The following is a 25,283-nucleotide window of genomic DNA, read 5'->3' as shown; positions in this document are numbered from 1 at the left end:
GCTACTCCTCCGGCTCCGTCGTGAACATCAGCGGATAGCCCTTGGCCTTGCCGGCATCGGTGGCGCGCGTCGCCTTGGTCTCGGCGACCTCCTTGGTGAACACGGCGACGACGCAGACGCCGCGACGATGCGCGGTGATCATCACCCGATGCGCCTGGTCTTCGCTGAGTTTGAACTCACCCTTCAGCACCGTCACGACGAATTCGCGCGGCGTGAAATCGTCATTGATGAGGATGACCTTGTAGAGCTTTGGCCGTTCGACCTGCGGCTTGACCTGGACGCGCGGTTTTGTGGTGATTTCAGGCATCGGAACCGACCGTTAGAGCAATTCCAGGAAAAGTGTAAAACGGTTTTCCGCCCGGAATTGCGTCAAGACAAAGGATCAGAACGGTTCGCCGTTTCCACGAAACGGTGAATTGCTCTGGCGTAGCAACCCTGCCGCCATTCTGGCACCAGCGAAAGCGGTCGTCCATTTTGGTCGACGCGCGAAAACCAGTGTCCGCCGACGCGGCCATTCACAATCATGTGGGAAAGTGTCGGTTGCCGTTCAACGGTCCTGACGGCCGAACATGCGGCGGCTGGGAATCTGCCGCGCGGTCGTGGCGGGCCGCATATCGGGGTGAAAGCGGTTTCCACCCGCATCCGCCCGGCGTTCCAGCCAGACCGTGATCGGCCATGCGGCGACGCAGATCAGCGTCGCGCCTGTCAGCACGATCAGCAGCCAGGTCTGTGCCGGCGTGATGTAGTCCCAGTTGGTGGAAATCGCCGGCGCGAACAGCGAAGGCTCGGTGCGTCCGGTGGCCGGATCGGGCACCGGGCTGGCGGTGAACAGGATCAGCACCCTGGCGACGCCGGTGGCAACCAGGCCGCCGATCACCATCGAGCGCAAAATGGACGAAAGCCGCTTCTTCATGCGGATTGTCCTACACGGCCGGCGTTGCAAACGGGTAAAGTGTCAGTCGAGGCGGAAGCTGCCGGTGCCAGACTTCGTCAGGGCTTCGGTGGCTCGGACAGGAAGAAGGCCGCTCCAGCCGAAACCAGCTGGAGCGTCCTTGGCCAACAGCCGGCATTTTATGCCGGACCTGATTACGTCTTCGGGGCGTCCTTCTTGACGGCCTTCTCGGCAGCCTTCTTGTGCTTCTTGACGGTCTTCTTGACGACCTTCTTCGGAGCAGCCTTGGCCGGAGCGGCAGTCGCCGGAGCTGTGGTCGTCGAAGCAGCCGGAGCAGCGGTCGTGGTGGCGGCGGCGTTGCCGAGAGCCGGCATCGCGAAAGCCAGAGCGACGGCGAGACCGGTGGCGGAGAGGATGGACTTTTTCATGGCTTCGTTTCCTTTTTATGCGGGTCAAGTTTCTGAGTGTTACTGAACCGGGTCGTTCGGCGTCACTCCAAGCAGCTTCAAAGCATTGGCGAGCATCCGGATGCCCTGCGCCTGTTTCTTGGCGGCGCAGTACCGGTTGCCCTTTCTCTGAAGTGCCTTTGCCGCGGTGACCTGCGTTGCCGTGGCGTGGGTTTCGAGGGCTTCATCAAATTGGTGGCTGAGATTGGCGCACCGTTCGCTCCGGGTTGTGAGCGTCACCTTTGCGTCCGATTGTCCGACAGCGGCAGTGACCAGGCAGAAGCCCAGCAACGCACCCAACAAACTGATCGACAACCTTGGCATCGGTTTATCCGTAAACCCGGAGACTAGCGTCGCAGCCGATGACCTGACCGCCACGAGACCAGTTATGCCCTTGAAATTTTTCAGGAGTTTTTCTGAACTGTAGAATTTTGTTTCTGGATTGTGTCTGAGAAAGCCGGTGTGAACCCATCATAGCCACTGGCCAACATATGGCCTGAATTCTATCGTGTGGGTTGTGACAGAAGGGCTTGGCAATCAAAGACAGAAGGGCTTGGCAACAATGACAGGGCTGCTGTGAAATCCGACGCACACATACTGATCGTCGACGACGACAAGGGCATCCGCGACCTGCTGCAGGAATTCTTCCAGAAGCGGGGCCTGCACACCTCGGTTGCCGCCGACGGCATTGAGATGGAGACCATCCTGCGGCGCGTCCAGGTGGACCTCATCGTCCTTGACGTGATGCTGCCCGGCAAGAGCGGGCTGGAGCTGTGCCGCGACCTGCGCGCCCAGTACTCGACGCCGATCATCATGCTGACCGCCGTCACCGAGACGACCGACCGCGTCGTCGGCCTGGAAATGGGCGCCGACGACTATGTGCCCAAACCTTTCGACCCGCGCGAACTTTTGGCGCGTATCCGCGCCGTGCTCAGGCGCAATGGCGCCGCCGAGCCTAAGCGCGCCACCACCAAGCAGATCTACCGCTTCGCCGGCTGGACGATGGATTGTGCTCGGCGACGGCTGATCGCACCCGACGATGTCAGGGTCGAGCTGACCATGGCGGAATTCAACCTGCTGCAGACCTTCGTCAAGAGCGCGCAGCGCGTGCTGACCCGCGACCAGCTCATCGAACTGTCCGGCGGCGACAGCGACTATTCCTTCGACCGCAGCATCGACATCCTGGTCAGCCGGTTGCGGCGCAAGATGGAAGACGACCCCAAAACGCCCAAGCTGATCCTGACCGTGCGCAGCGGCGGCTACCAGTTCCTGCCCGAGACGACCTCCGAATGAGACGTTTCCTGCCGCAGACCTTGCCTGTCTGGGTGCTGCTGATCGTCATTGCCGGCCTGCTGATCAGCCAGGTCGCGACCCTTTACATCGTATCGCGCGACCGCGCCGCCGCCAACGACGTCGTCGACCTCTACCGGCTCAACGACCGTGCCTTCTCGCTGGTGCAGCTCATGCATGACGCCAGTCCGGACGAGCGCAAGGCGACGGCGAGCGGCCTGTTCAATTCAACCTATGCGCTCACCGTTTCGGACACGCCGGCGGTCACTTCGTCGATCGCCGGTGACGACGAACTGGCCGAACTCGAAGACATCCTCGTCGGCAGGCTGTCGAAATTCGGCATCACCGATGCACGCGTACGCCGCGATCCGGCGACGCGCGAGGCCGATGACGCGGACGGCACGGCCCCGGGACCCGACATCGGCCAGGTCGAGCGCGACCTTCTGGTATTGGCCGCCGACTTCGCCCAGAGCGACAAGCTGACGGCCTCGCTGCGCTTCGCCGACGGCCAATGGCTGAACTTCACCGAGCCGATCACGCCGGTCGGCCCGATCCTGAGCTTCGACAGCCTGCCGCTCTATTCGCTGATCGCAGGGCTGGTGGTGATCATGTCGATCTGGTCGCTGCGCCGACTGACGGCGCCCTACCGGATGATGGAAACCGCCGTGAACCGGATCGGCAAGGATCTGAAGAGCCCACCGATCGCTGAGAGCGGCAGCCGCGAAGTGCGAGCCGCCGCCAAGGCGATCAACGCCATGCAGGCAAGGTTGCGCGAATATGTCGAAGACCGCGAACATCTGGCGGCGGCACTGGCGCATGATCTGCGCACGCCGATGACCAGGATGCGCCTGCGCCTGGAGCTGTTGCGCAAATCGGCGGTCCGCGAGGCATTGGCGCACGACCTCGCCGATGTCGAGGGCATCGCCAGCTCGGTGATCGACTTCGCCACCTTCGAAGTGACCGAGGAAAAGAACGAACGCATCGATTTCTGGTCGCTCGTGGAATCGATCGCCGACGGCTATGACGACGTGTCGTTCGACGACGAGACCCGTTCGCGCGGGCTGATCTGCATGGCGCGGCCGGTGGCGCTCAAGCGCTGCGTCACCAATCTGGTGCAGAACGCGGTCACCTACGGCAAGAAGGCGCATCTTTCGCTGCGCCGGTCGGAGAACATGATCCTGCTCACCATCCGCGATGAAGGGCCGGGCATACCGCAGGCACAGATCGATGCCGTGTTCGGCTCGTTCGTGCGCCTCGAACAATCGCGCAACCGCCAGACCGGCGGTCTGGGCCTCGGCCTGACCATTGCCCGCAACATCGCGCGCGCCGCCGGTGGCGAGATCCGCCTGTCCAACAACCCGGGCGGCGGCCTGCTGACCCAACTGCGCCTGCCGCTGGCGGCATAAGGCTGCCACAATATGACAGGGCAGTTTCGTTAGCCGGTTCTTCGTCGGTCTGCTCTCAACTTCAACCAGCATAGGTCAACGAGCGGTGGATGGGCTGGTTGCGTATTTCAGTACGCCGTCCTTGCGTCGAAATATGCGAAGTTGCATCTCGCGCCAACGCGTCATCACCTTTTCCTCGAAGCGATCTCGTCTAAATTTAACGCAATGAATGTCCTCGATCATGAAGACATCGTCCTTGGATGCGACTGCCTCCAAGAACCGGGGAGACCGAACGGCCAGATTGACCTCGTTCTCACGCGAAGTTTGACCGATCAATTGGTAAAAGGTGAACATTGCATAGCAATAATTGTCGAATGTCTCGAACTCTGAAAAGTCTGCAACGCGACAGTCGTCCAAGGTCATTAAAGGGTAGCTGTACGGACTGCGCCTGTTCGGGTCTTGCCTAATGTGCGGCAGCTGGAGGGTCTTGGTGGCGCCGACCTCCTCCAGCACCGAGGTACTCCACTCCCAGCAGCTGATGTAACTGTGAAAGAAGGCTTCGCGCACCACACTATGTTCGTCTGGCAGCCACTCGTTGTGCTCTCGCTCGGCGTCGATTAGCCGGTAAACGTCGAATAGAAACTCGTATATGAGTGCAGCCACCGTCGCGTTTCGCATTCCTCAACCTCAATTATGCGACCCGGCTGTTCCCTCGAAAACAATAAACCGCCCTATGGGCTGAATTGACGGCGAAGGTTACCGCCGCAGCACCGCGCTCAGCACGTCGCGGATGCCGATGGCGCCGACGAAGCGCGACTGGTCGTCGAACAGCGCCACGGGAGCGGTCTGCGAACGGTGCATGGCCAGCATCACGGTTTTCAGCGAGGTGCCCGGATTGGCCCAGAACACTTGCGCGGCTTCTTCGGATTGGCCTTCGACTTCGGCGCACGACACCCAGACCGCCGGTTTGCCATCGCGTTCGGCCGCCGCCACCAGCCCGTGATCATCGATCTTGAAGCGCGTCGTCTTGCGGCGGTCGAGCCACACCCAGCCATCCTTGCCGTGCTCCAGATCGCGACGGTCGCGCATCACGTTCCAGGCGGTCAGCACCGACAGCGGGTTCACATTGGCGATGAAGTCGCGGACATAGTCGTTGGCGGGCCGCAGCACGATGTCCTCCGGCGCGCCGGTTTGCACAATGCGCCCACCCTCCATGATGGTGATGTGGGAACCGATCTTCAGCGCCTCCTCGAGGTCGTGGCTGACGAAGATGATGGTCTTCTTCAATTCGGCCTGCAGCTGCAACAATTCGTCCTGCAGCTTGGTGCGGATCAGCGGGTCGAGCGCCGAGAACGGCTCGTCCATCAGCAGGATCGGCGCCTCGGTGGCGAAGGCCCGCGCCAGGCCGACGCGCTGCTGCATGCCGCCCGACAGCTCATGCGCGTATTTCTTCGACCACTGGTCGAGATTGACCAGCTTGAGCTGGCGTTGCACGCGCTCCTTGCGCTCGGCTTCCGGTACGCCGGCGAGTTCGAGGCCGAGACCGACATTCTCCTCCACCGTGCGCCAGGGCAAAAGGCCGAACTGCTGGAACACCATCGCCACCTGTTTCTGGCGCAGGCGCCGCAGGGTCGCCTCGTCGCAGGTGACGACGTCGACGGTTTTATCGCCATCCTTGACCAGCACCTGGCCGCGCGACACCACGTTGAGCCGGTTGACCGCCCGCAGCAATGTCGACTTGCCCGAACCGGAGAGACCCATCAGCACGGAGATTTCGCCCTCGTTCACGGTCAGGCTGGCGCCGGCGCAACCCAGTACATTGCCGGTCTTTTCGAGGATCTCGGCGCGGCTGGCTCCGGCGTCGATCATTTTCAGCGATCCGGCCTGGTCGGCGCCGAAGACGATATCGACGTTCCGGAAATCGACGGCGACGGTCATTTCTTGCCTCCAACGGCGATGCGGGTCATCCGGTCGAGCACGATGGCCAAAACGACGATGGCGAGGCCCGCCTCGAGCCCGAGGTCGATCTTGCGCGAACCCAGCGCCCGGTTGATTTCGGTGCCGAGGCCGCCCGCGCCGATCAGTGCGGCAAACACCACCATCGACAGCGACAGCATGATGCACTGCGTCAGACCGGCCATGATGGTGGGCAGCGCCGAGGGCAGCTCCACCTTCCACAGCAACTGGCTCTTGGTGGCGCCGAACGCCTCGCCGGCCTCGACGATCGACTTCGGCACCGAGACGACGCCGAGATGCGTGAGACGAACCGCGGTCGGGATGACGAAGATGATGGTGACGATGAGGCCGGGCGCATTGCCGAGGCCGAACAGCGTCAGCACCGGGATGAGGTATACGAAGGTCGGCAGCGTCTGCATCAAATCGAGCACCGGCAGCATGACGCGATAGACCTTCGGCTTGTGCGCCGCCCAGATACCGAGTGGCACACCGATGGCCATCGAGACGGCGGCGGCGGCAACCACCAGCACCAGCGTCTCTACCGTCTGCTTCCAGAGGTTCTGGTTGAGGATGAACAGCAATCCGAGAAAGACAGCCATGGCCAAGCCTCTCGATCGCTGCAGATAATAGGCAAGCAGTGCAATCAGCGCGATGAGAAGGACCGGCGGTACCAGCAGCAGCGTGTCGACCACTCCGTCGAGCAGGAAATTCAAACCGCCGGAGAGACCGCGGAAGAAGGTGTTGAAATTGTCGGTAAGGAAGGTGAAGAACGCTTTGCCCCATTCGCCTATGGGGATCTTGTAACTGACAAAGAATTTTGAAATCGGATCCATCTTGCCCCTCTTTGACAGTCGCCGTCCTTGCCGGACGGTCATCTTGTCACAGGATATGAAAAAGGGCAGCCCCTTCTAAAGTGACTGCCCTTCTTGATCGGTCACGCCGAACGCAAGACCTGCTCAGCTTCCGAGCGCAGTCTTCACGGCTGCAGCCGCGTCGCCGCCATCGAAAGTGGTCACGCCGGCAATCCATGGAGCAACCGCGTCCGGATGCTTCTTGAGCCAGTCGGTCGCAGCCGTATTGGCATCGGCGCCCTTGAGGATCGCGTCCATTATCTCGCCTTCCATGTCGAGATTGAACTTCAGGTTGGCGATGAATTTGCCGGCATTCGGGCACTCGGTGGTGTAACCCTTGCGCACATTGGTATGCACGGTGGCTGCGCCAAAGCCGCTGTCGCCCATGCCATCGAGATAGGTGATCTTCATGGCACCCATCACCGGATGCGGCGTCCAACCGAGGAACGCGATCCACTCATTGCTCTTGATCGACTGCTCGGCCTGCGTGAGCATGCCAGCCTCCGAGGATTCGACCAGCTCGAAGCCTTCGAGATTGTCCTTCGGGTTCTTGATCATGTCGAGGATGATGCGGTTACCATCATTGCCGGCCTCGATGCCGTAGATCTTGCCGTCGAACTTGTCCTTGAACTTGCCGAGGTCGGTCAGCGTCTTGACGCCGGCGTCCGCGACATAGGTCGGCACGACGATACCGTAGCCGGCGCCACTGAGGTTTTCGCTGATGGTCTCGACCGAACCGTCGGCGGTGTAGTCCTTGATGTCGTTGGTCATCGACGGCATCCAGTTGCCGAGGAAGACATCAAGATCCTTGTTCTTCAGCGACGCCATGGTCACCGGCACCGACAGCTGGATCGTCTGCGGTTCGTAGCCGAGCGCGGTGAGCAGTACCGATGCGACGCCGGTCGTCGCCTGGATGTCGGTCCAGCCGACATCGGAAAGACGCACCGCCTTGCAGCTCGCCGGATCGCCGGCAAAGGCAGCGCTGGTGGACAAAAAAGCCGCCAGGCCGAGGCCGGCGACGAAAGAGTTCATACGCGACATAGACAGTCTCCCATTGTGATTCTTTGGCGAAGCGTAGCTACGGTTTCTATGCCCGCCTTGTTTCGTCAGCCAAACACCATTCTGGTGTGGTTTCAAGCATTAAGACAATCACGATCAACGGCGCGGGCTGGCCAATCAGCGACACATCAGGCGCTTTTGCCATGCCGGACGGTTTTTTCGAAGACGGGCGGGCTTTTTCAGGGGAATGCGGGCGACCGCCCCTCCCCGTATCAGGGCAAGTCGGCTTAAAAGAGCGGCATGGCCAAGCTTTACTTCCACTACGCGACTATGAACGCCGGCAAGACGACGATGCTCTTGCAGGCCTCTTACAATTATCGCGAGCGCGGCATGGGCACGATGCTGTTCGTCGCCGGCCACTACCGCAAGGGCGACACCGGCCTGATCTCGTCGCGCATCGGCCTGGAGACGGAAGCCGAGATGTTCCGCGATGGCGACGATCTGTTCACCCGCGTCGCCGATCATCACGCGCATACGTCAGTGCATTGCGTCTTCGTCGACGAGGCGCAGTTCCTCGAGGAGGAGCAGGTCTGGCAGCTCGCCCGCATCGCCGACCGGCTGAATATCCCGGTCATGTGCTACGGCCTGCGCACCGATTTCCAGGGCAAGCTGTTTTCCGGCTCGCGCGCGCTGCTGGCCATCGCCGACGATTTGCGCGAAGTGCGTACAATCTGCCGCTGCGGCCGCAAGGCGACGATGGTCGTGCGCCTCGGCCCTGATGGCAAAGTGGCGCGCCTGGGCGAGCAGGTGGCGATCGGCAAGGACGTCTATGTCTCGCTCTGCCGCCGTCATTGGGAAGAAGAAATGGGCCGCGCCGCGCCCGACGACTTCATCGGCTTTATCAAGGGCTGACTCTGTCTCTTGGTTTTTGGAGCAATTCCCAGGGGGAGCGCTATGTGCTTTTCTTGGAATTGCACCGGGCTCATACGGTCGAGACACGCCACTTCGGAAACCGCCAACCCAGCCGCACACCCAGCGTCGCCACTGCAATCAGCGCCATGCCGGCAGCCTGCGCCGGTCCGAGCGGATGCCCATAGATCGCCCAGTCGACGATGATGGCGACGACGGGATAGATGAAGGTGATGACGCCGATCACCGGTGTCGTCAGGCGCGGAAAGGCCGAATTCATCAACACGTAGGCGATGCCAGTGTGCAGCACGCCGATGCCGAGCAGCCAGCCCCATGACGCAGGCGCAATATGTTGGCCGATGCCGGCGAACGGGGCGAGCATGACGACCCCAACCAGTGTTTGGCAGAGTACCGTGATTTCGGCGCGCTGCTGACCAAGGCCCTTGGCGAGGATCGTTGTAACGGCGTAGAGCATTGCGCCGCCCAGCGTCAGCGCAATGCCCGGCGCCCAGTTGGCATCGTCGTGGCCGTGCGCGAAGACGAGGCCGCTGGCCAGCACGACGCCGAGAAACGCACCGAGCATCCACAGCAGTTGGTCGAGCGAGATGCGCTCCTTGAGGAAGACGACACCGATCAGGACCACGAAGAACGGCTGGATATGGTAGATAATCGTCGTCGTGGCGATCGATGTCATGGCGAAGCCGGCGAAGAAGGCCGTCCAGCTCAGCACCATGCACACGCCGGCAAGTGCTGCAAGGGCAAGCCGAGAGGGCGACAGCGTCCGATCCGGCAGATAGCCGCGCAACAGGCACCATAAGAAAAGGAATATCGCGCCGAACACACATCGCCAGAAGACGACGGCGACGGGATGCAGCCCCGATTCCGTGGCGAAGGCGCCGACCGTACCGGCGATCACCATTGCCAGAGCAAGGCTCGCGGCCGGAAAGCGGGCTGTCGAGGCGTCCGTCATGTGGTGGTTTCCCAGCGTCCCAGCAACCATCTGGTCACTGGCGCCACCTTCAAACAAGCGAATAGATTTGTGATGACCTATTCGATATACTGATAGCACCATGGCCGCGCCACTCGATCTCAATCTGCTGAAAACCTTTGTCGCCGTCGTCGAGAGCGGCAGCCTTTCCAATGCAGCACCCAGGGTCGGCCGCAGCCAGTCGGCGGTCAGCATGCAGATGCAGCGGCTGGAGGAGATGGTCGGCAACCAGCTTCTGGTGCGTGGTCCCAGAACCGTCACTCCCAATGCGATCGGCGAGGATTTCCTGATCTATGCGCGCCGGTTGCTGAAACTGTCGGATGAAGCCTGGGCAAGTGTCACCCGGCCCAAGGAAACAGGCAGCGTCCGCTTGGGGGTGCCCGACGATTATGCCGCCTTCCTCCTGCCGCCCGTGCTCTCACGCTTCGCGGCGGAGCATCCCCTGGTGACGGTGGAGTTGATCTGCGAACAGTCGACCGCGCTGGTGAAGACGCTGGCGGAGGGGCGGCTGGATCTGGCGATCATCACCCGCTTGCCGGAGCAGCCGCTTGAGGTGATCCGGCTGGAACGCTTCGTCTGGGTCGCCTCATCAAACCATGTCGCCTGGGAGACCGATCCGCTTCCGGTCGCCTTGTTCGAACCGGGCTGCGCCGCCAGGATGAATGTCCTGCAGGCGCTTGGCGATGCCGACCGCTCCTATCGCTGTACCTATTCAAGCGCCTCTCTGCTTGGCCTGATCGCCGTCGTCCAGGCCGGGCTCGCGGTGGCTGGCCTCGCCCTGCGCAGCGTACCACCGTCGCTGCGCATCGTCGGCGGCAATGAAGGGCTTCCGGTGCTGCCGGACCTCGAAATCGGCATCCTTCGCAACCCGCTGTCGACGACCCAGGCGGTCGAGCGGCTGAATGATTTCCTGCGCCGCGATCTGGCACAACAGGCCTGACTCGCGGGCCTGTCTTCCGCAATCCCGCCGCGATGCAGCGTTTGTTTCCGCGATGCAGCGTTTGTTAAAGCCTCGGTACTATAAGGCCGCCAGCCAGAACTCTCCGGGGGCAGCATGTTTCGAGCCGCTTCGTCCGCCAGCATCCTTCTCCTTGCCAGCTCGCTTGTGGCCCATGCCGGCGGCGACCCGGCCCTGGGCAAGAAGGCCTTCAACCGGTGCATGGCCTGCCATGAAGCAGCCACCGACCGCGACAAGGTCGGTCCGCATCTGCTGGGCGTCGTTGGTCGCACCGCCGGAAGTGCGGAGAGTTTTCTTGGCCGCTATTCCGAGGCGATGAAGAGTGCCGGCGCCGCCGGCCTGGTCTGGGATGAAGGCAATCTCGCCGAGTATCTCAAGGCACCCAAGCTGAAAGTGCCCGGCAACAAGATGGCGTTTGCCGGCCTGGCCAAGGACGACGACATCGCCAATGTCATTGCCTACCTGAAGGCCGATCCCAAGCCCTGATCCGCTGTTCGCCAGCTCTGTAAAGCCGGCTTTCTCCTCGCATATCGCGGCCGCGATTGCTTCGGTGGTTTGCCCAATACAAAGGCATCCGTGCGCCTTCGCCTTGCAGCATGAAAGTTCAATGACAGCTGAACTATGGCTGGTCGGCAAGCTAATCACGCCAAGCCCACGCCTTCACTGGCTTTCAAGACCCTGACGAATTTTTTTGTTTTCACGCCGCCCTTATCTTCACGTCTTTCAATCCCCTGATGCCCCACATATATTCGCCGCTGTTCGCGACCAGCGACGTCATGCCGAAGCGGGAGGCCCCAATGGCGACATTGCAGAATTTCGACGCCGAAATTGCCAAGACCAAGCAGGTCGTGCAGGACATGCGCTCCAAGATCGAGCAATCCGGCACCATGCTTGATACGCTTGCCACATCAGACAAGAAGATCGGCGACGCAAATTTCGACCTCGAGAACGCCCGCATCGAGGATGTGCTGAAGCAGCAGAAGGTGATGGAAGGCAACATTGCCGACCTGATCATCGGGCTGGAGGACGCCACCAACGTCTTCGGCGCCGAATTCGAGAGCATGAAGAACTACACCGGCTGGGAAAAATTCATCGGCATCTTCTCCAGCCAGAGCAAGCAGCGCATGCGCACCGACCGCGTCCGCAACATGTCGCTGGCCGGCAATCTGCAGGAACTGCTGGTCAAATCCGACACCATCGTCGGCATATTGAAGGCGCAGAAAGAGGTCCTCGACCAACGCTACAAGACCTCGGAAACCAGCCTGTCGCAGGTGATCGAGCGCCGCAAGACCACCATGACCAACCTCGAAGCCGTGCAGAAGCGCATCGAGGAGCTCAACCCGATGCTGCTCGACATCGAAAACAAGATCGCCGCTTCGACCAGCCAGAAGGATCGCACGCAGCTCGAAGGCGAACGCTCCAAGCTGGCGACGGAATACAACGAAAAGCAGGCCAAGGAGCAGGAGCTGCTGGCCGAGAGCCAGACGCTCGAGCGCTACACCTCGATGTTCCAGACCTTCGTCGATTCGCTCAACAACCAGATCGCGGCGCAATCGACGCTGATCAACAAGCTGACCATCGATACCGAGCAGCGCATCGTGCTCTACAAGGCGCTGGAAGATTCGCTGAAGACCGCAGCTCAGCAGGACGTCGCCCACAAGATCAACACGCTGGGCAGCCAGGTCGACAACACCGCCGAGGAAACCATGGCCGGCATCGGGGCTGCTTCGCAAAAGCACATCGGTGACCTGCTTGAGATGCACGAGAAGAACATGGTCGCTACCGCTGACATCCAGCGCCGCAAGAAGCTGGCCGACGATGCCTTTGCCCGCCGCTTCGACGAGGTGCTGAAGAAGCACAATTCGGCGAACTACGTGCAGTCTTAGGAGTGACAGGACTGCCCGCGAGCGCACAGGCATGACCCCCGAAAACGAAGCGGCGGCACGGTATTTTTCCGCCATCACGGCCGCACTCAGCGGCCTTGAAGTGTTCATGCGCGACGATCGCTCGCCGCTCTACCGGCATGGCATCGTCGCCAAGATCGTCGCCGAACACATCGCCAGGCTCGACAAGTCGTTTTCCTGCTGGCGCAACCGGCTCGGCTTCATGGACACATTCCGCATTTCGCGCGCCGAAAGCGGATTTCCGGTGTTCCAGAACCTGCTCGAACTGGAAAACGACCGACGCCAGGCCGACGCGCGGCTTGCCAACATTCCGCTCGCCGGCGAGTTGCGCGAGGAAATGGCCGACTTCATCCTGCGCCACAAGGAATTCCCCGCGGCGCTGCAGAAGTCGATAGCCGAGCGGCTTTATCTCGAGGACGTGAAAAGCGAGAACACGTTCGGCCCGTTCACCTTGGCGCAAACGGCCAAGGTCTCGGTCAATCCGAAGACGGGGCGGCCTTATTATCTCGTCCACTGGGCGACGTTCGACGGCAGCGCCAACCTGCCGCTAGTCTACATGGTGACGGTGGAGGATTCGTCCGAAACGATGATTCGCCAGCTTGTCGATAGAAACGGCAAGCTGAACGAGACGATTGACATTCCGCTGCCGGTCGATGGCCTGCTCAATCCCGAGCTTGCCCACCGTTTCGACGATTTCACCGAGAAGAACTCCGCCTACACGCTGTCGCCGGCGACCATCGCGGTCAATCTCGACAAGGATTTCGAGCCGCTGCACCCCAAGCAGCTGCGCCGCGTTGTGCTCGGCCCGTTCTATTCGGCTGGCATCACCGACAACAATTCGACGGTGACCGAGGTTTTGGCCAAGGTGCGCAAGCCCGAAAATGCCTGGCTTTTGACCTGGACCATCCAGGAGGTCTATTCCAAGGCCGAAAAGCCCGGCCGCAAGGGCCTGTTTTCCAGCGAAAAGACGACGCAGGAATTCTTCATCAACACCGACGATCTGGAAGCCGCGCGCCAGGGCGTGTCGAGCTATGAAAACCACGCGCTGATCCCGCACGAGGCCTATCAGGCGCTCTACGCCGCCGGCGAGGCGCAAAAGGTCTTTGCCGGCTACAAGGTTCACATCCTGTCCAACGGACAGGTCATCTCGGACGTCTGACCGTCACACCACGGAGCACCCTTCATGGATACCGGCCTGACCACCATCCCGGAAGCCGCCATCGAGAAGCACCGCGCTACCGCGCAGAGCTTCATCACCCGCGTCGTCGTGCTGGAGGACCCGTCTAGCTCCTCCGGCACAGCGCTTGCCGGCACCAACCGCCGCTTCGTCTCGACCGTCTCGGTCGGTTCGGTGCGCCGCACGCGCGAGGTCGAGCTGTCGAAGACCGTCGGCGCCGTTCATCCCGATGATCAGCTGCTGACCATCCCGCAGCACACGCTCCTGTTTCGCGCCCGGCGCGGCACGGCGATCGCGCTGGCAATATCGGACGTCTTTGCCGAGGGCTCGGACCTTGAAAGCCTGCAGGCCAAGAACACCCGCGCGCCGCTCGAAGGCGACGAGGCGTCTACCTTCAAGAAGCTTCTGTCGGCCTCGGCTTACATTTCGGCCTTCAGCCTCGCCTCCTACCTGTTCCAGCTGATCGACAGCGACGGCGAGGCGCCCAACGATAGTCCCGAACCGGACTTCCTGTTCGACACGCCGCAGGATGCGGTGAAGTCGATCCTGGCCGGCCTCGACAAGGCGATCTCGGGATCGTCCGACGACGCCGACCTGATGACAAGGGCGCGTGCCTTCGCCCGCGTCGCCATCGACGGGCTTCTGGCCCGCAAGGGCCGCTTCGACGGCATCGGCCCGTTCGAGAACGCGCATATCCGTATCGATGCCGACGATTTCACCCTCGATGGTTTCGACGTCGCGCCGGGCAAGCGTTCAAAACCGCTGGTGATGACATTCAAGAAGCCGGAAGAGGTCGTCGGCAATCACATCGCCAAATACCAGTCGGTCAAGCTCGCCAAGATGCTGATGGCCTACGACTTCGAGCGCGAACTCAATCCGTTCGTCGAACTCGGCGGCTTCCTGTTCACCTTCATCGGCGACGGCGCCCCCGGCACCGGCAAGACGACCCTGATCCAGATGATCGCCGGCCTCGTCAACGGCTATTGCCAGGTCGCCGGCTATCCCTTCGCCTACGAGAATTTCGGCGTCGACCAGATCTCGTCCTATCAGGGCAAATCAGGCCAGAACTGCCGCCAGTTCATCAACAATGTCTTGAACCCGCGCGTCATCGGATTCGGCACCATCGACGACATCGACCAGGTGGCGGCGCGCCGCTCAGACGACCGCGCCTCGGCCGGCCAGCAGGAAATCACCGGCGTGTTGATGGATGCCTTCGCCGGTGCCGCCACCGTGGTGCGCGGCAACTGCTCGTTCGGCATGTTCTCCAACTACCCCGAAAATGTCGACGACGCGCTGCGTCAGCGCGCCGGCGCCCGCTGGCTGGTCGACGGGCCGCAGAGCCGCGACGACTACATCGACATTTTTGTCCTGCTGGCGGGAAAAAACCACAAGATCCCGCTCGGCGACCACGATCTCTACGCCGCGCAGGAAATCCAGCGCGCCGTGACCGAAGCCTATGAGGAGCACGAGAGGCCGCAAGAAGACGGGCTGATGAAGGTCTACGAGCGCTACATGAAGGAGAACGGCGCGCCGAAAACGATGGCCGACATCGGCACCTATCTGCACCTGATCAAGGATGCCGAGCCCCGCTTCACCGGCCGCGCCATCAAGAACGTCACCGACGCCATCAAGATGCGCGCCATGGACATCGAGCTTCCCGACGACTGGTTCGAGAAGCCGGAAGTCTTCATGCACAAGGGTTATGGCGAGAAGAAAGCGATGATCGAGGAACTGCGCGGACCGTTTTCGATGGACATGGTCATGCAGGAGATCAACCGCTACGCCGACTCGGAGTTCCGCTATTCCGACAAGTCCGACGACTCCGCCGTACAAAAGCTGCTGCGCGACGCCCGCCTGCGCGAACGGGCCGCGCGCGAGATGGAGGAGATGAAGAAGAAGGGGCTGTGGAATGCGTGAGTGCGCGCCTACCCCCCTCTGGCCTGCCGGCCATCTCCCCCTCAAAGGGGGAGATCGACTTCCATCATCGCTTTCGCCAATCTTCGACCTATCTGGAAAAGCAGCATGGACGACGCTGCCAATCTCCCCCCTTGAGGGGGAGATGGCCGGCAGGCCAGAGGGGGGTGCTGGCACGCTCCTAGGGAGCGATGCACCTTGACCGCCAAACCCACCAAGAAGCCCGATCTTCTGCGCGACAATGAGCTGATCTACGGCCGGTTGCTGACGGTCGACGAGCCGCATCTGATCCAGCGCTACAACAAAGCGCTCGCCGCGTTCGGCTTGAAGCCGACGAAACTGAAGAGCTTCCAGATCGACCGCACCGGCTTCTCGCCGGAAGTGGCCGAGGAATGTGACGATTATGACTATCTCGATCCCAACGAGGTCAACCGCCGTTTCATCATCCTGACGCCGTCGCAGATCGACCTGCCGGTGGTGCACACCGCCTTCTCCAACACCTCGCAACTCATGTTCGAGTTCATGTCCAGGAACCGGCGCGCCATCGATGCGCTGACGATCAAGGACGTCATCTACGGCGAGATCGAGGATTCCATTCCCAAGGTCAACGACATCGAGGATTTGCTGTCGATCAGCCAGGTCGAATTCAAGGTGCTGTCGGCCGAGGATGTGCTGGGCAAGGCCGCCGAACTCGGCAAGCTCGTGGACCGGCTGAAGCAGGAGCCCGATGCCTGGCGCGACAGCGACATGCTGAACCGCATGGTGGAGCTCGCCAAGATCTGCGGCGACGTCCGCGAGAACGCGCTGGTGCCCGACCAGGTGATCTTCCGCCACAATGCCTACTGGACCAGCCACTTCGGCGGCCTCTACGTGTTCGTCGATCCGGATATAACGACGGTGATCAGCGATCCGGCCGCCCCCGGTTTCCGCCGCTCGCGGCCGTGGCAGGTCAGCTATCTCTCCATCAACGACGCCGACAAGGTGTTCAAGTTCCTCGCCACCACCGGCCGCATCGAGCTGCCGCGTGCCTCCTGGGTGGAGACCTCGGGCTATCTCGAGCACCGCGCCGAGATGGTGGTGCGCGCGCTGATCCGCGATGCCGAGCCGAACCGCAATTTGACCGATGTCGACAAGGTCTGGCTGCAGACCTGGATCCAGAGCCATGCCGACCTGATCACCAGAGACGGCAATTTTCCGTTCCTCAACGCCGCCAAGCGCGAGATCGCCCAGCTCGGCCACCTCAAGATCGAGGATGTCTTCCCGCAGCAACGTTTCCTTGTCATCCGCGCCAAGCCTGACCACCCCGACGCCTGGCTGACCAACCGGCTGATCTCGGATTTCGTACCGTCGGACTTCGTCTCGCGCTACATCTTCAACAAGGACGGCTTTTATGAGGACTATGGCGGCTTCAGCGACGCGTGGCGATCGCATGTTGTGGACGTTCTCAAAACCACATATTTGAAAGACAAGGTGGCGTTTCGCACACGCCTCTACGGCCTGACTGACTAGAACGAAATGAATCGTTATGTCGTTCTAACTTCTTGTTTTGGCGCATGATGTTATCCAAAAAGCCTGCAACTTTTTGGCGTCATGCTTTGAGGGGGTGACACAGCCATGCTCGATCCGATCGTGAATTTCTTCACCCGCATTTTCCAGTGGATTGGCCGCGGCATCGGCCTTTTGATCGGCGTCATCCTGTGGCCCTTCCTGTGGGCCGGACGCTGGTACACGCAGCGCGGCTGGATCCTCAAGGCGGCGGTCGGCCTTGCCCTGCTGGTGCTGATCGGCCTCTACGCCAATTTCTTCTACGCCACCCAATGGTGGAACAATTTCAACCCGAACTATCCCGACACCTACACGTTCGAGAAGCGCAATGTCTCCGCCGGCGAACAGGTCTCCGCCGGCGCCGGCACCGACACCGCCAAGACCTGCGGCAACTCCGGCATTGCCCAGATCGCCGCCGACCTGACCGACTTCAACGTCAACCAGAATGCCTGGATCTCGTCGATGATCCTCTACAAGCTTGGCCTGTTCGGCATCGACTGGGACAACACGCCGTGGATGGACAACAAGGCCTCCTTCCAGCGCGGCATCAACCAGGCGGTGCGGCGCACCGCGACCGAACTCGCTGACAATCTCGGCCGCGTCCGCACCACCTCGCAGATCGACAGCGATCTGCAGAATGCCCGCGGCAACCTGCAGTTCGACGAGGAGACCTGGTATTTCGGCCTGAACCCGTTCGGCCCCAAGACGCCGACACCGAGCTACTATCGCGACGCTGTGCGCATGCTGCGTTCCTTCAACGCTCGCCTTGCTACCTGCCAGGCGACATTCGACGCCCGCGCCGACAATCTGAAACAGTATATCGACCGCATCTCGTCCGACATCGGCTCGACCTCGGCGATCCTCAAGGAACGCGCCGAGAACCACAACAATGGCTGGTTCGACTTCCGCGCCGACGACCGCTACTGGTTCGCCTATGGCCAGCTCTATGGCTATTACGGCCTGATGAAGGGCGCCCAGGCCGACTTCGAGGACGTCATCAAGGAAAAGCATCTGCAGAACCTGTGGGACACAATGGACTCGCAGTTCGTTTCGGCGCTGAAGATCCAGCCTTTCATCATCGCCAATGGCCGCGAGGATGGCTGGCTGTTGCCGACGCATCTGACGACGATGGGCTTCTATGTGCTCAGGGTGCGCTCCAACATGGTCGAAATCAGCAACGTTCTGACGCAGTAGCGCTGTTCCATTAGGGACCAGGCGATGGCGAATTTGCGCCGTCGCCTCTGTCGCATTCCGTGCATTGTGCGGCTGTTTTGAGACGGCGGCGCGGCGTGTCCTCTGGCTTCTATACGGCGCGGCAACGGAGCCAGGAAGAACCGATGACAGGTCGGCCGGTCCGCAGAGGAATTTTCTCTATAGGAAACATAGTTGCATGAAAGTTGACGCCGCGGCAGCGACAGGGTTAGAACATGCCCGCGCCCGGGTCCAACCTGCCTGCGAGTAAGATCAACCCGTCCCCTCCATCGTCCAATCCAGAGGAAAGCCGTCATGGCCGAAGTGAAGTCCGACATCGAGATCGCGCGCGGCGCCAGGAAAAAGCAGATCCAGGAGATCGGCCAGAAGGTCGGTATCCCGACCGAACATTTGCTGCCCTATGGCCACGACAAGGCCAAGATCTCAGCTGAATTCATCAAATCGGTGAAGGGCAACAAGGACGGTAAGCTGATCCTCGTCACCGCCATCAACCCGACGCCGGCCGGCGAAGGCAAGACCACGACCACGGTCGGTCTCGGCGACGGCCTGAACCGCATCGGCAAGAAGGCGATCATCTGCATCCGCGAGGCCTCGCTGGGCCCGAACTTCGGCGTCAAGGGCGGTGCCGCCGGCGGCGGCTATGCGCAAGTCGTGCCGATGGAGGACATGAACCTCCACTTCACCGGCGACTTCCATGCCATCACCACGGCGCACAACCTGCTTTCGGCGCTGATCGACAACCACATCTACTGGGGCAATGAGCTCGGCATCGACACCCGCCGCGTCGTCTGGCGCCGCGTCATGGACATGAACGACCGCGCGCTGCGCGAAATCATCTGCTCGCTCGGCGGCGTCGCCAACGGATTCCCGCGCGAGGGCGGTTTCGATATCACCGTCGCCTCGGAAGTCATGGCCATCCTGTGCCTGTCGACCGACCTGAAGGACCTCGAAAAGCGCCTCGGCGACATCATCGTCGCCTATCGCCGCGACAAGTCGGCGGTCTATGCCCGCGACCTCAAGGCCGACGGCGCCATGGCCGTGCTGTTGAAGGACGCCATGCAGCCGAACCTGGTGCAGACGCTGGAGAACAACCCGGCCTTCGTGCATGGCGGCCCGTTCGCCAACATCGCGCATGGCTGCAACTCGGTCGTCGCCACCACAACGGCGCTCAAGCTCGCCGACTACGTCGTCACCGAAGCCGGCTTCGGCGCTGACCTCGGTGCTGAAAAGTTCTTCGACATCAAGTGCCGCAAGGCGGGCCTCAAGCCGGCGGCGGCCGTCATTGTCGCCACCGTGCGCGCCATGAAAATGAATGGCGGCGTCAAGAAGGAAGACCTCGGCAAGGAAAACGTCGAAGCGGTGAAGAAGGGCTGCGCCAATCTCGGCCGCCACATCGAGAACATCCGCCAGTTCGGCGTGCCGGCGGTGGTTGCCATCAACCACTTCTACTCCGACACCGACGCCGAGATCCAGGCGATGAAGGACTATGTCGCCTCGATGGGCGAAGAGGCGATCCTGTGCAAGCACTGGGCGCACGGCTCGGCCGGCATCGAGGATCTCGCCAACAAGGTGGTGGCACTGGCCGAATCCGGTGCTTCGCAGTTCGCGCCGCTCTATCCCGATGCCATGCCGCTATTCGAGAAGATCAACACCATCGTCCAGCGCATCTATCGCGGCTCGGAAGCGATCGCCGACAAGTCGGTGCGCGACCAGCTCAAGGCCTGGGAAGACGCCGGATACGGCCACCTGCCGGTGTGCATGGCCAAGACGCAGTACTCGTTCTCGACCGACCCGAACCTGCGCGGCGCGCCGACCGGCCACACGGTGCCGGTGCGCGAGGTCAGGCTTTCGGCCGGTGCGGGCTTCGTCGTCATCATCTGCGGCGAGGTCATGACCATGCCCGGCCTACCGAGGGCGCCGTCCTCGGAAAAGATCTTCCTCAACGAGATGGGCCAGATCGAAGGCCTGTTCTAAAATCCTTCTATTCGAACAGAAGGGCGCCGCAGCGATGCGGCGCCCTTTCTGTTTTCAGATAGTCCCTACGCGGCGCTGCGTGACAGCGCCCTCTGGTTGGAGCCGAAGATGGTGTCGCGTTCCGGCAGCGCGCTGGTCTTCAGGCACTCGACCCATTCGGCGGTCTTGAGCACGGCGGCAAAGCGCGACTGCAGGATGATCGTGACCACGCGGTGGATCTCCTCGGCCGTGGCGTAGCCGGCGCTGTTGGCGTAAGGCACCGAGCCGGTCGCATCCGACAGGAACTCGACGGCAAAGCCCATATGCACGGCGTGGATGATGGTCGACAGGTCGCAATTGTGCGTCATGTAGCCGACCACCGTGATCGTATCGATGGCGTTAGCGCGCAGCCAGTCCTCGAGGTCGGTGCCGGTGAAGGCTGAGGGCAGGTTCTTTTCGACATAATGGTCGCGCTCACGCCTGGCGATCTCGGGATGCAGTTCGCCGCCATGGCTACCCTTTGCGAAGATCGGCGATGTCTCGGGCGCCATCTGCTTGACGACCACCACCTTGATGCCGGCAGCAGTCGCTGCATCCATCGCCCGCGCCACATGGACGACGCTGTCGCGGAACGGCGGATGCTGGATGGCAAGACTGCCGCCATCATAGTCGTTCTGCACATCGACGACGATCAGCGCCCGGCGTGGCGTGGCGTGGGCTGGGTCAGACATGGTGTTTTCCTTTCCGGCTTGAATGCGATGGACCGAAAATAGGCGGACTCCCCGACAGTCGAAAGTGGCCCGATTGACATCATTAGAAAGAATTGGGACAATCCGCATTCAACTGCCGGAAGCACCCATGACCGACCCGATCATTGCCGTACTCGCCTTCGACGGCATCAGCCCGTTCCACCTTTCCGTACCGTGCCTGGTCTTCGCAGAGGACAGGACGGCGCTTGGCCTGCCGCGCTTCGACTTCCGCATCTGCGCGGTCAAGCCCGGCCCGATCCACACCGAGGCCGGACTGACAATTGCCGCGCCGCATGGACTCGAAGGGCTCGACGGCGCCGATATCGTCATCATTCCAAGCTGGCATCATCTCGGCGAGCCGGCATCGCCGCCGCTGATGGAGGCGCTGCGCCGGGCGCACCAACGCGGCGCCTTGATCGTCGGCCTGTGCCTTGGAACCTTCGCCATTGCCGCGGCCGGGCTGCTTTCGGGCCGTCGTGCCGCGACGCACTGGGCCTATTCCGAACAGTTGCAGAAACTCCATCCCGACGTCGCCGTCGACGCTTCGGTGCTCTATGTCGACAATGGCGACATCGTGACCTCGGCCGGCGTCGCCGCCGGTCTCGACTGCTGTCTCCACATCGTGCGCGCCCGCTACGGCGCGGAAGCGGCATTGCGGCTCGCCCGCCAGATCGTTCTTTCTCCGCATCGGCAGGGCGGGCAGGCGCAATTCATCGAGCATCCGGTGGCAAGAAGCGCCGACGCCGACCGCTTCACCCAGGCCCTGGACTCAGTTCGTGCGACGCTTGGCGAGACGCATAGCCTCGACAGCGTCGCCGAGGCCGCTGGCCTGACCCGCCGCACCTTTACCCGTCGCTTTCAGAAATCGATCGGCGCCAGCTTTGGCGATTGGCTGACCAGCCAGCGGATCGAACTGGCGCAGCGTTTGCTGGAAGCGACGGAGAAATCCATGGACATAGTGGCCTTCGAAGCCGGCTTCGGCAGCGCCACCTCGCTGCGCCAGCATTTCGCCGCAAGGCTCAGGACATCGCCGGCGCAATATCGGCGCGAATTCTCCAGGCGAGCCGGTCAGGACGAGCGCATGGCGTACGTCCTGTCGTCCTGATCTGTTCAGTCTCGCTTGACCTGATGTGCCGGATTGCCGACCACCGTGGTGTTCGCAGCCACGTCGCGTGTCACCACCGCGCCGGCGCCGACGATGGCACCTTCACCGATGCTGACGCCGCCAAGGATGACGGCTGAGCCGCCGATCCACGCATTGGCGCCGATCTCGACCGGCTTGGCGATCTCCAGTCCAGCTTGCCGCCCAGCGGGCTCCCTATGGTGCTCGGCGCAGTAGATCTGAACATTGGGGCCGAGCAGCGTTCCCTTGCCGATGCGCACACTCGCTGTGTCGAGGATGGTGCAGCCGGCATTAAGGAAGACGCCGTCGCCGAGAAAGATGTTGAAACCATAGGCGCAGTGAAACGGTGCCTCGATGCGGGCGCCCTCGCCGGCGTTGCCGAGCAAAGCTCTCAAGCCCGGCCCGAGATTGCCGCGCTGCCGCGGCGGCAGCGAGTTATGCTCGAACACCGCGTCACGCGCTACCACACGCAAGGACTCCAGCTCGTTATCGAGGCAGGTGTACCATTCGCCGGCCGCCATCTTCACGCGCTCGCTCTTAGCCATGACGCGGTCTCCAATTCACGTCCTTGCAAAGCACAAGTGCAGCCAACAGAAAAGCGCCGATGCAAGTACTGGTCAAATATTGGACCTATGGTAGCCTGTGTCTCAAGGCCGTCTTGGCCCGGTGATCGAGGGGGATCGACCATGCTCTACATTCTCGCACTTCTGATCGGCGTCATTGCCGGTCTTCGCGCCATGACGGCGCCGGCTGCCGTTGCCTGGGGCGCTTATCTCGGCTGGCTGCCGGTTGCCGGCACCTGGGCGAGCTTCATGAATCACTGGGCGGCTATCGGCATCTTCACCATCCTGGCCATCGTCGAACTGGTCACCGACCAGTTGCCGTCGACGCCGAGCCGTAAAGTGCCGCAGCAATTCGGCGCCCGCATCGTCATGGGCGCCTTCACCGGCGCGGTGATCGGCGCGACAGGCGGCGCCACCATCGGCGGCTTGATTGCCGGCGCCATCGGCGCTGTCATCGGCACGCTGGGCGGCGCTGAAGCTCGCGGCCGGCTCGCAGCCGCCTTCGGCAAGGATCCGCCCGCCGCCTTCATCGAGGACGCGGTGGCGATCATCGGCGGTCTGCTGATCGTGGCTGCGGTGGCATGACGACGAAAACCTTCGACGCCATCATCATCGGTGCCGGACAGGCTGGCCCTCCGCTGGCCGGCCGGCTGACGGCCGCCGGCAGGAGCGTGGCGCTGATCGAGCGCAAGCTGGTCGGCGGCACTTGCGTCAACACCGGCTGCATGCCGACCAAGACCATGGTCGCCAGCGCCTATGCCGCGCATCTGGCGCGCCGCGCCGCCGACTACGGCGTGACGCTCAGTGGCCCCGTCGGCGTCGACTATGCCAGGATCAAGGCGCGCAAGGACAAGGTGACGATCGAAGCTCGCACCAATCTCGAGACCTGGATTGCCGGCATGGACAAATGCACCCTCTATCGCGGCCATGCGCGTTTCGAATCCGCCAACACGGTGCGCGTCGGCGACGATCTGCTGACCGCCGAAAATATCTTCCTCAACACCGGCGGCCGCGCCTCGGTCCCAGACCTGCCCGGCATCCACGACATCGACTATCTGACCAATTCCTCGATGATGAATCTCGACGTGCTGCCGCGCCATCTCATCGTCGTCGGTGGCAGTTACATCTCGCTCGAATTCGCACAGATGTTCCGCCGCTTCGGCTCGGAGGTCACAGTCATCGAAAAGAGCCCACGCCTGACCGGCCGCGAGGACGAGGACGTCTCTGCCGCCATCCTGTCGATCCTCGAAAACGAAGGCATCGCGGTCCATCTCGGCGCCGACGACATCGCTTTCGCCAGACAAGGCCAGGACATTGCCGTGACCTTCTCCGCCGGCAAACCGCCGGTGGTCGGCTCTCACGTGCTGCTGGCTCTGGGGCGGACGCCCAACACCGATGACCTCGGCCTGGAGAGGGCTGGCGTGGAGGTCGACAAGCGCGGCTTCGTCTCTGTAGACGACCAGTTGCGCAGCAGCGTGCCCGGCATCTGGGCGATGGGCGACTGCAACGGCAGGGGCGCCTTCACCCACACCTCCTACAACGACTACGAGATCGTCGCCGCCAACCTGCTGGACAATGATCCGCGCAAGGTCAGTGATCGCATCGAAGCCTATGCGCTCTACATCGACCCACCGCTCGGCCGCTGCGGCATGACCGAGGCCGCGGTGAAGAAATCCGGCCGTCGCGCGCTGGTCGGCCAGCGGCCGATGACCCGCGTCGGCCGCGCTATCGAAAAGGGCGAGACGCAGGGTTTCATGAAGATCCTGGTCGACGCAGACACGAGGGAGATCCTCGGCTGCTCGGTGCTCGGACCCGGCGGCGACGAGGTTATCCATTGCCTGCTCGACCTGATGTACGCCAAGGCGCCCGTCGACACGCTCGCGCGTGCCGTGCATATCCACCCGAATGTCTCGGAACTGTTGCCCACCATTGCTCAGGAACTGAAGCCGCTGGCTTGAGACCCGCCTTCCGGCCCGATCAACCGAGCCCGGTCAATTTCGTCTCCAGCCGGCTCAGCAAAAGCACGGCCCCTTTCAATTCGCTCTCGCCAACGTCCTTGAGCAGACCGGTCCGCAGCACCGACAGCAGGCGCTCGATCTCGGTCACCCGCTTTCTGCCGTCATTGGTCAGCGACAGGATCTTCGCCCGCCTGTCGATGGTGTCCTCGGCGCGCGTCACCAGCCCTTCCTCGACCAGCAGATCGACGATGCGGACCAGCGACGGCCCCTCGAAGCCGAGATGATCGGCAAGCACGCCCTGGCGGAGATTGTCGCCGAGCCGCGACAGCATCACCAACGGCATGGCGGTGGCATGCGACAGGCCGCAATCGTCGAGCGCCTTGTCGGCCGCGCGCCGCCACAGCCTGGCGACTGATATAACGAGTTGGCCAAACCTGGCTCGATCCGGGTCTTGCTTGGGCATAGCGGAAAAGATAACATGCTATCTATTAGGTTGCGATAAATTATTTTC

Annotated in this window: 26 protein-coding genes; 14 read left to right on the top strand and 12 right to left on the bottom strand. The window is 62.1% G+C overall.

The annotated features are described in order from the left end of the window. Window position 1: 1 nt before the first annotated feature. From clpS to EOA19_RS12180, 4 genes are all read right to left on the bottom strand, one after another. A complete protein-coding gene (gene clpS, locus EOA19_RS12195) occupies window positions 2-307 on the bottom strand; it encodes an ATP-dependent Clp protease adapter ClpS (protein WP_128303737.1) in 306 nt (101 codons plus the stop codon). 240 nt (window positions 308-547) lie between these two features. Then, complete coding sequence (locus EOA19_RS12190) at window positions 548-913, bottom strand: hypothetical protein (protein WP_128303736.1); 366 nt, start codon at window positions 911-913, stop codon at window positions 548-550. Window positions 914-1,086: 173 nt separating this feature from the next. Continuing rightward, the gene (locus EOA19_RS12185) at window positions 1,087-1,320 is read right to left on the bottom strand and encodes a hypothetical protein (RefSeq protein WP_013529962.1); all 234 of its coding nucleotides are present in this window, start codon (window positions 1,318-1,320) and stop codon (window positions 1,087-1,089) included. Window positions 1,321-1,359: 39 nt separating this feature from the next. Next, window positions 1,360-1,662, bottom strand: coding sequence for a hypothetical protein (locus EOA19_RS12180; protein WP_127266560.1), 303 nt, complete (start codon window positions 1,660-1,662; stop codon window positions 1,360-1,362). A 252-nt stretch (window positions 1,663-1,914) separates the two neighbouring features. On the opposite strand from EOA19_RS12180, the gene EOA19_RS12175 reads away from it, so the two are divergent. Together EOA19_RS12175 and EOA19_RS12170 are read left to right on the top strand one after the other, a co-directional pair. After that, complete coding sequence (locus EOA19_RS12175; RefSeq protein WP_013529960.1) at window positions 1,915-2,631, top strand: response regulator transcription factor; 717 nt, start codon at window positions 1,915-1,917, stop codon at window positions 2,629-2,631. Beyond that, on the top strand, window positions 2,628-4,034 hold the full coding sequence (locus EOA19_RS12170) for an ATP-binding protein (protein ID WP_128303735.1): 1,407 nt from the start codon (window positions 2,628-2,630) through the stop codon (window positions 4,032-4,034). The genes EOA19_RS12175 and EOA19_RS12170 overlap by 4 nt, the downstream gene beginning before the upstream one ends. A 75-nt stretch (window positions 4,035-4,109) precedes the next feature. Here EOA19_RS12170 and EOA19_RS12165 read toward each other — a convergent pair whose 3' ends face one another. The 4 genes from EOA19_RS12165 to EOA19_RS12150 form a co-directional block, all read right to left on the bottom strand. Next, window positions 4,110-4,691: a hypothetical protein gene (locus EOA19_RS12165; RefSeq protein WP_128303734.1), complete on the bottom strand. Its 582-nt coding sequence runs from the start codon at window positions 4,689-4,691 to the stop codon at window positions 4,110-4,112. 78 nt (window positions 4,692-4,769) lie between these two features. Further along, on the bottom strand, window positions 4,770-5,951 hold the full coding sequence (gene choV / locus EOA19_RS12160; protein WP_128303733.1) for a choline ABC transporter ATP-binding protein: 1,182 nt from the start codon (window positions 5,949-5,951) through the stop codon (window positions 4,770-4,772). Beyond that, window positions 5,948-6,802: a choline ABC transporter permease subunit gene (gene choW / locus EOA19_RS12155; RefSeq protein WP_128303732.1), complete on the bottom strand. Its 855-nt coding sequence runs from the start codon at window positions 6,800-6,802 to the stop codon at window positions 5,948-5,950. Before choW ends, choV begins: the two co-directional genes overlap by 4 nt. Before the next feature lie 123 nt (window positions 6,803-6,925). Next, entirely contained in the window at window positions 6,926-7,861 is a 936-nt protein-coding gene (locus EOA19_RS12150; protein ID WP_023809863.1) for a choline ABC transporter substrate-binding protein, read from the bottom strand. Between the two features lie 258 nt (window positions 7,862-8,119). On the opposite strand from EOA19_RS12150, the gene EOA19_RS12145 reads away from it, so the two are divergent. Beyond that, window positions 8,120-8,731 carry a thymidine kinase gene (locus EOA19_RS12145; protein ID WP_023809864.1) on the top strand — a complete coding sequence of 204 codons (612 nt, stop codon included), beginning with the start codon at window positions 8,120-8,122 and terminating at the stop codon, window positions 8,729-8,731. A 70-nt stretch (window positions 8,732-8,801) separates the two neighbouring features. Here EOA19_RS12145 and EOA19_RS12140 read toward each other — a convergent pair whose 3' ends face one another. Beyond that, on the bottom strand, window positions 8,802-9,698 hold the full coding sequence (locus EOA19_RS12140; RefSeq protein ID WP_128303731.1) for a DMT family transporter: 897 nt from the start codon (window positions 9,696-9,698) through the stop codon (window positions 8,802-8,804). 100 nt (window positions 9,699-9,798) lie between these two features. Here EOA19_RS12140 and EOA19_RS12135 point away from each other — a divergent pair, with 100 nt between their 5' ends. The 8 genes from EOA19_RS12135 to EOA19_RS12095 all read left to right on the top strand — a co-directional run bounded on the left by EOA19_RS12135 (window position 9,799) and on the right by EOA19_RS12095 (window position 20,400). After that, the gene (locus tag EOA19_RS12135) at window positions 9,799-10,656 is read left to right on the top strand and encodes a LysR substrate-binding domain-containing protein (protein ID WP_128303730.1); all 858 of its coding nucleotides are present in this window, start codon (window positions 9,799-9,801) and stop codon (window positions 10,654-10,656) included. A gap of 114 nt (window positions 10,657-10,770) precedes the next feature. Next, window positions 10,771-11,160 carry a cytochrome c family protein gene (locus EOA19_RS12130; protein ID WP_128303729.1) on the top strand — a complete coding sequence of 130 codons (390 nt, stop codon included), beginning with the start codon at window positions 10,771-10,773 and terminating at the stop codon, window positions 11,158-11,160. 311 nt (window positions 11,161-11,471) lie between these two features. Then, the gene (locus tag EOA19_RS12125) at window positions 11,472-12,560 is read left to right on the top strand and encodes a hypothetical protein (RefSeq protein ID WP_127266549.1); all 1,089 of its coding nucleotides are present in this window, start codon (window positions 11,472-11,474) and stop codon (window positions 12,558-12,560) included. Between the two features lie 31 nt (window positions 12,561-12,591). Next, window positions 12,592-13,737 carry a hypothetical protein gene (locus tag EOA19_RS12120; RefSeq protein ID WP_023809869.1) on the top strand — a complete coding sequence of 382 codons (1,146 nt, stop codon included), beginning with the start codon at window positions 12,592-12,594 and terminating at the stop codon, window positions 13,735-13,737. Window positions 13,738-13,761: 24 nt separating this feature from the next. Next, complete coding sequence (locus EOA19_RS12115; protein WP_128303728.1) at window positions 13,762-15,672, top strand: ATP-binding protein; 1,911 nt, start codon at window positions 13,762-13,764, stop codon at window positions 15,670-15,672. Between the two features lie 195 nt (window positions 15,673-15,867). After that, complete coding sequence (locus EOA19_RS12105) at window positions 15,868-17,178, top strand: DUF6638 family protein (RefSeq protein ID WP_128303726.1); 1,311 nt, start codon at window positions 15,868-15,870, stop codon at window positions 17,176-17,178. Between the two features lie 105 nt (window positions 17,179-17,283). Continuing rightward, window positions 17,284-18,408, top strand: a complete 1,125-nt coding sequence (locus EOA19_RS12100; protein WP_013529949.1) for a DUF2333 family protein — start codon at window positions 17,284-17,286, stop codon at window positions 18,406-18,408. A gap of 312 nt (window positions 18,409-18,720) precedes the next feature. Beyond that, window positions 18,721-20,400 (top strand): formate--tetrahydrofolate ligase, encoded by a 1,680-nt coding sequence (locus tag EOA19_RS12095; RefSeq protein ID WP_128303725.1) that lies wholly within the window; start codon window positions 18,721-18,723, stop codon window positions 20,398-20,400. A 65-nt stretch (window positions 20,401-20,465) separates the two neighbouring features. Here EOA19_RS12095 and EOA19_RS12090 read toward each other — a convergent pair whose 3' ends face one another. Next, window positions 20,466-21,110, bottom strand: a complete 645-nt coding sequence (locus EOA19_RS12090) for a cysteine hydrolase family protein (RefSeq protein WP_128303724.1) — start codon at window positions 21,108-21,110, stop codon at window positions 20,466-20,468. Between the two features lie 127 nt (window positions 21,111-21,237). On the opposite strand from EOA19_RS12090, the gene EOA19_RS12085 reads away from it, so the two are divergent. Further along, complete coding sequence (locus EOA19_RS12085) at window positions 21,238-22,233, top strand: helix-turn-helix domain-containing protein (RefSeq protein WP_128303723.1); 996 nt, start codon at window positions 21,238-21,240, stop codon at window positions 22,231-22,233. Between the two features lie 5 nt (window positions 22,234-22,238). Here EOA19_RS12085 and EOA19_RS12080 read toward each other — a convergent pair whose 3' ends face one another. Continuing rightward, window positions 22,239-22,796, bottom strand: a complete 558-nt coding sequence (locus EOA19_RS12080) for a sugar O-acetyltransferase (protein WP_128303722.1) — start codon at window positions 22,794-22,796, stop codon at window positions 22,239-22,241. 141 nt (window positions 22,797-22,937) lie between these two features. Between EOA19_RS12080 and EOA19_RS12075 the strand changes: the two genes are divergently transcribed. Together EOA19_RS12075 and EOA19_RS12070 are read left to right on the top strand one after the other, a co-directional pair. Further along, the gene (locus tag EOA19_RS12075; RefSeq protein ID WP_128303721.1) at window positions 22,938-23,399 is read left to right on the top strand and encodes a DUF4126 domain-containing protein; all 462 of its coding nucleotides are present in this window, start codon (window positions 22,938-22,940) and stop codon (window positions 23,397-23,399) included. Then, window positions 23,396-24,772 (top strand): FAD-containing oxidoreductase, encoded by a 1,377-nt coding sequence (locus EOA19_RS12070; protein WP_128303720.1) that lies wholly within the window; start codon window positions 23,396-23,398, stop codon window positions 24,770-24,772. The genes EOA19_RS12075 and EOA19_RS12070 overlap by 4 nt, the downstream gene beginning before the upstream one ends. 19 nt (window positions 24,773-24,791) lie before the next feature. Here EOA19_RS12070 and EOA19_RS12065 read toward each other — a convergent pair whose 3' ends face one another. Further along, window positions 24,792-25,235, bottom strand: coding sequence for a MarR family transcriptional regulator (locus EOA19_RS12065; protein ID WP_128303719.1), 444 nt, complete (start codon window positions 25,233-25,235; stop codon window positions 24,792-24,794). Window positions 25,236-25,283: the final 48 nt, after the last annotated feature.

This window comes from Mesorhizobium sp. M7A.F.Ca.US.010.02.1.1, assembly GCF_004023085.1.
Lineage (GTDB): Bacteria > Pseudomonadota > Alphaproteobacteria > Rhizobiales > Rhizobiaceae > Mesorhizobium.
The sequence above is the reverse complement of the archived record's forward strand: the minus strand, read 5'-3'. Positions and strand labels throughout refer to the sequence as shown.

Bases quoted from the DNA above. Each gene is read 5' to 3' on its own strand.
- clpS (WP_128303737.1), bottom strand. From the start codon at position 307: ATGCCTGAAATCACCACAAAACCGCGCGTCCAGGTCAAGCCGCAGGTC.
- EOA19_RS12190 (WP_128303736.1), bottom strand. From the start codon at position 913: ATGAAGAAGCGGCTTTCGTCCATTTTGCGCTCGATGGTGATCGGCGGC.
- EOA19_RS12185 (WP_013529962.1), bottom strand. From the start codon at position 1,320: ATGAAAAAGTCCATCCTCTCCGCCACCGGTCTCGCCGTCGCTCTGGCT.
- EOA19_RS12180 (WP_127266560.1), bottom strand. From the start codon at position 1,662: ATGCCAAGGTTGTCGATCAGTTTGTTGGGTGCGTTGCTGGGCTTCTGC.
- EOA19_RS12170 (WP_128303735.1), top strand. From the start codon at position 2,628: ATGAGACGTTTCCTGCCGCAGACCTTGCCTGTCTGGGTGCTGCTGATC.
- EOA19_RS12165 (WP_128303734.1), bottom strand. From the start codon at position 4,691: ATGCGAAACGCGACGGTGGCTGCACTCATATACGAGTTTCTATTCGAC.
- choV (WP_128303733.1), bottom strand. From the start codon at position 5,951: ATGACCGTCGCCGTCGATTTCCGGAACGTCGATATCGTCTTCGGCGCC.
- choW (WP_128303732.1), bottom strand. From the start codon at position 6,802: ATGGATCCGATTTCAAAATTCTTTGTCAGTTACAAGATCCCCATAGGC.
- EOA19_RS12150 (WP_023809863.1), bottom strand. From the start codon at position 7,861: ATGTCGCGTATGAACTCTTTCGTCGCCGGCCTCGGCCTGGCGGCTTTT.
- EOA19_RS12145 (WP_023809864.1), top strand. From the start codon at position 8,120: ATGGCCAAGCTTTACTTCCACTACGCGACTATGAACGCCGGCAAGACG.
- EOA19_RS12140 (WP_128303731.1), bottom strand. From the start codon at position 9,698: ATGACGGACGCCTCGACAGCCCGCTTTCCGGCCGCGAGCCTTGCTCTG.
- EOA19_RS12135 (WP_128303730.1), top strand. From the start codon at position 9,799: ATGGCCGCGCCACTCGATCTCAATCTGCTGAAAACCTTTGTCGCCGTC.
- EOA19_RS12130 (WP_128303729.1), top strand. From the start codon at position 10,771: ATGTTTCGAGCCGCTTCGTCCGCCAGCATCCTTCTCCTTGCCAGCTCG.
- EOA19_RS12125 (WP_127266549.1), top strand. From the start codon at position 11,472: ATGGCGACATTGCAGAATTTCGACGCCGAAATTGCCAAGACCAAGCAG.
- EOA19_RS12120 (WP_023809869.1), top strand. From the start codon at position 12,592: ATGACCCCCGAAAACGAAGCGGCGGCACGGTATTTTTCCGCCATCACG.
- EOA19_RS12115 (WP_128303728.1), top strand. From the start codon at position 13,762: ATGGATACCGGCCTGACCACCATCCCGGAAGCCGCCATCGAGAAGCAC.
- EOA19_RS12100 (WP_013529949.1), top strand. From the start codon at position 17,284: ATGCTCGATCCGATCGTGAATTTCTTCACCCGCATTTTCCAGTGGATT.
- EOA19_RS12095 (WP_128303725.1), top strand. From the start codon at position 18,721: ATGGCCGAAGTGAAGTCCGACATCGAGATCGCGCGCGGCGCCAGGAAA.
- EOA19_RS12090 (WP_128303724.1), bottom strand. From the start codon at position 21,110: ATGTCTGACCCAGCCCACGCCACGCCACGCCGGGCGCTGATCGTCGTC.
- EOA19_RS12085 (WP_128303723.1), top strand. From the start codon at position 21,238: ATGACCGACCCGATCATTGCCGTACTCGCCTTCGACGGCATCAGCCCG.
- EOA19_RS12080 (WP_128303722.1), bottom strand. From the start codon at position 22,796: ATGGCTAAGAGCGAGCGCGTGAAGATGGCGGCCGGCGAATGGTACACC.
- EOA19_RS12075 (WP_128303721.1), top strand. From the start codon at position 22,938: ATGCTCTACATTCTCGCACTTCTGATCGGCGTCATTGCCGGTCTTCGC.
- EOA19_RS12070 (WP_128303720.1), top strand. From the start codon at position 23,396: ATGACGACGAAAACCTTCGACGCCATCATCATCGGTGCCGGACAGGCT.
- EOA19_RS12065 (WP_128303719.1), bottom strand. From the start codon at position 25,235: ATGCCCAAGCAAGACCCGGATCGAGCCAGGTTTGGCCAACTCGTTATA.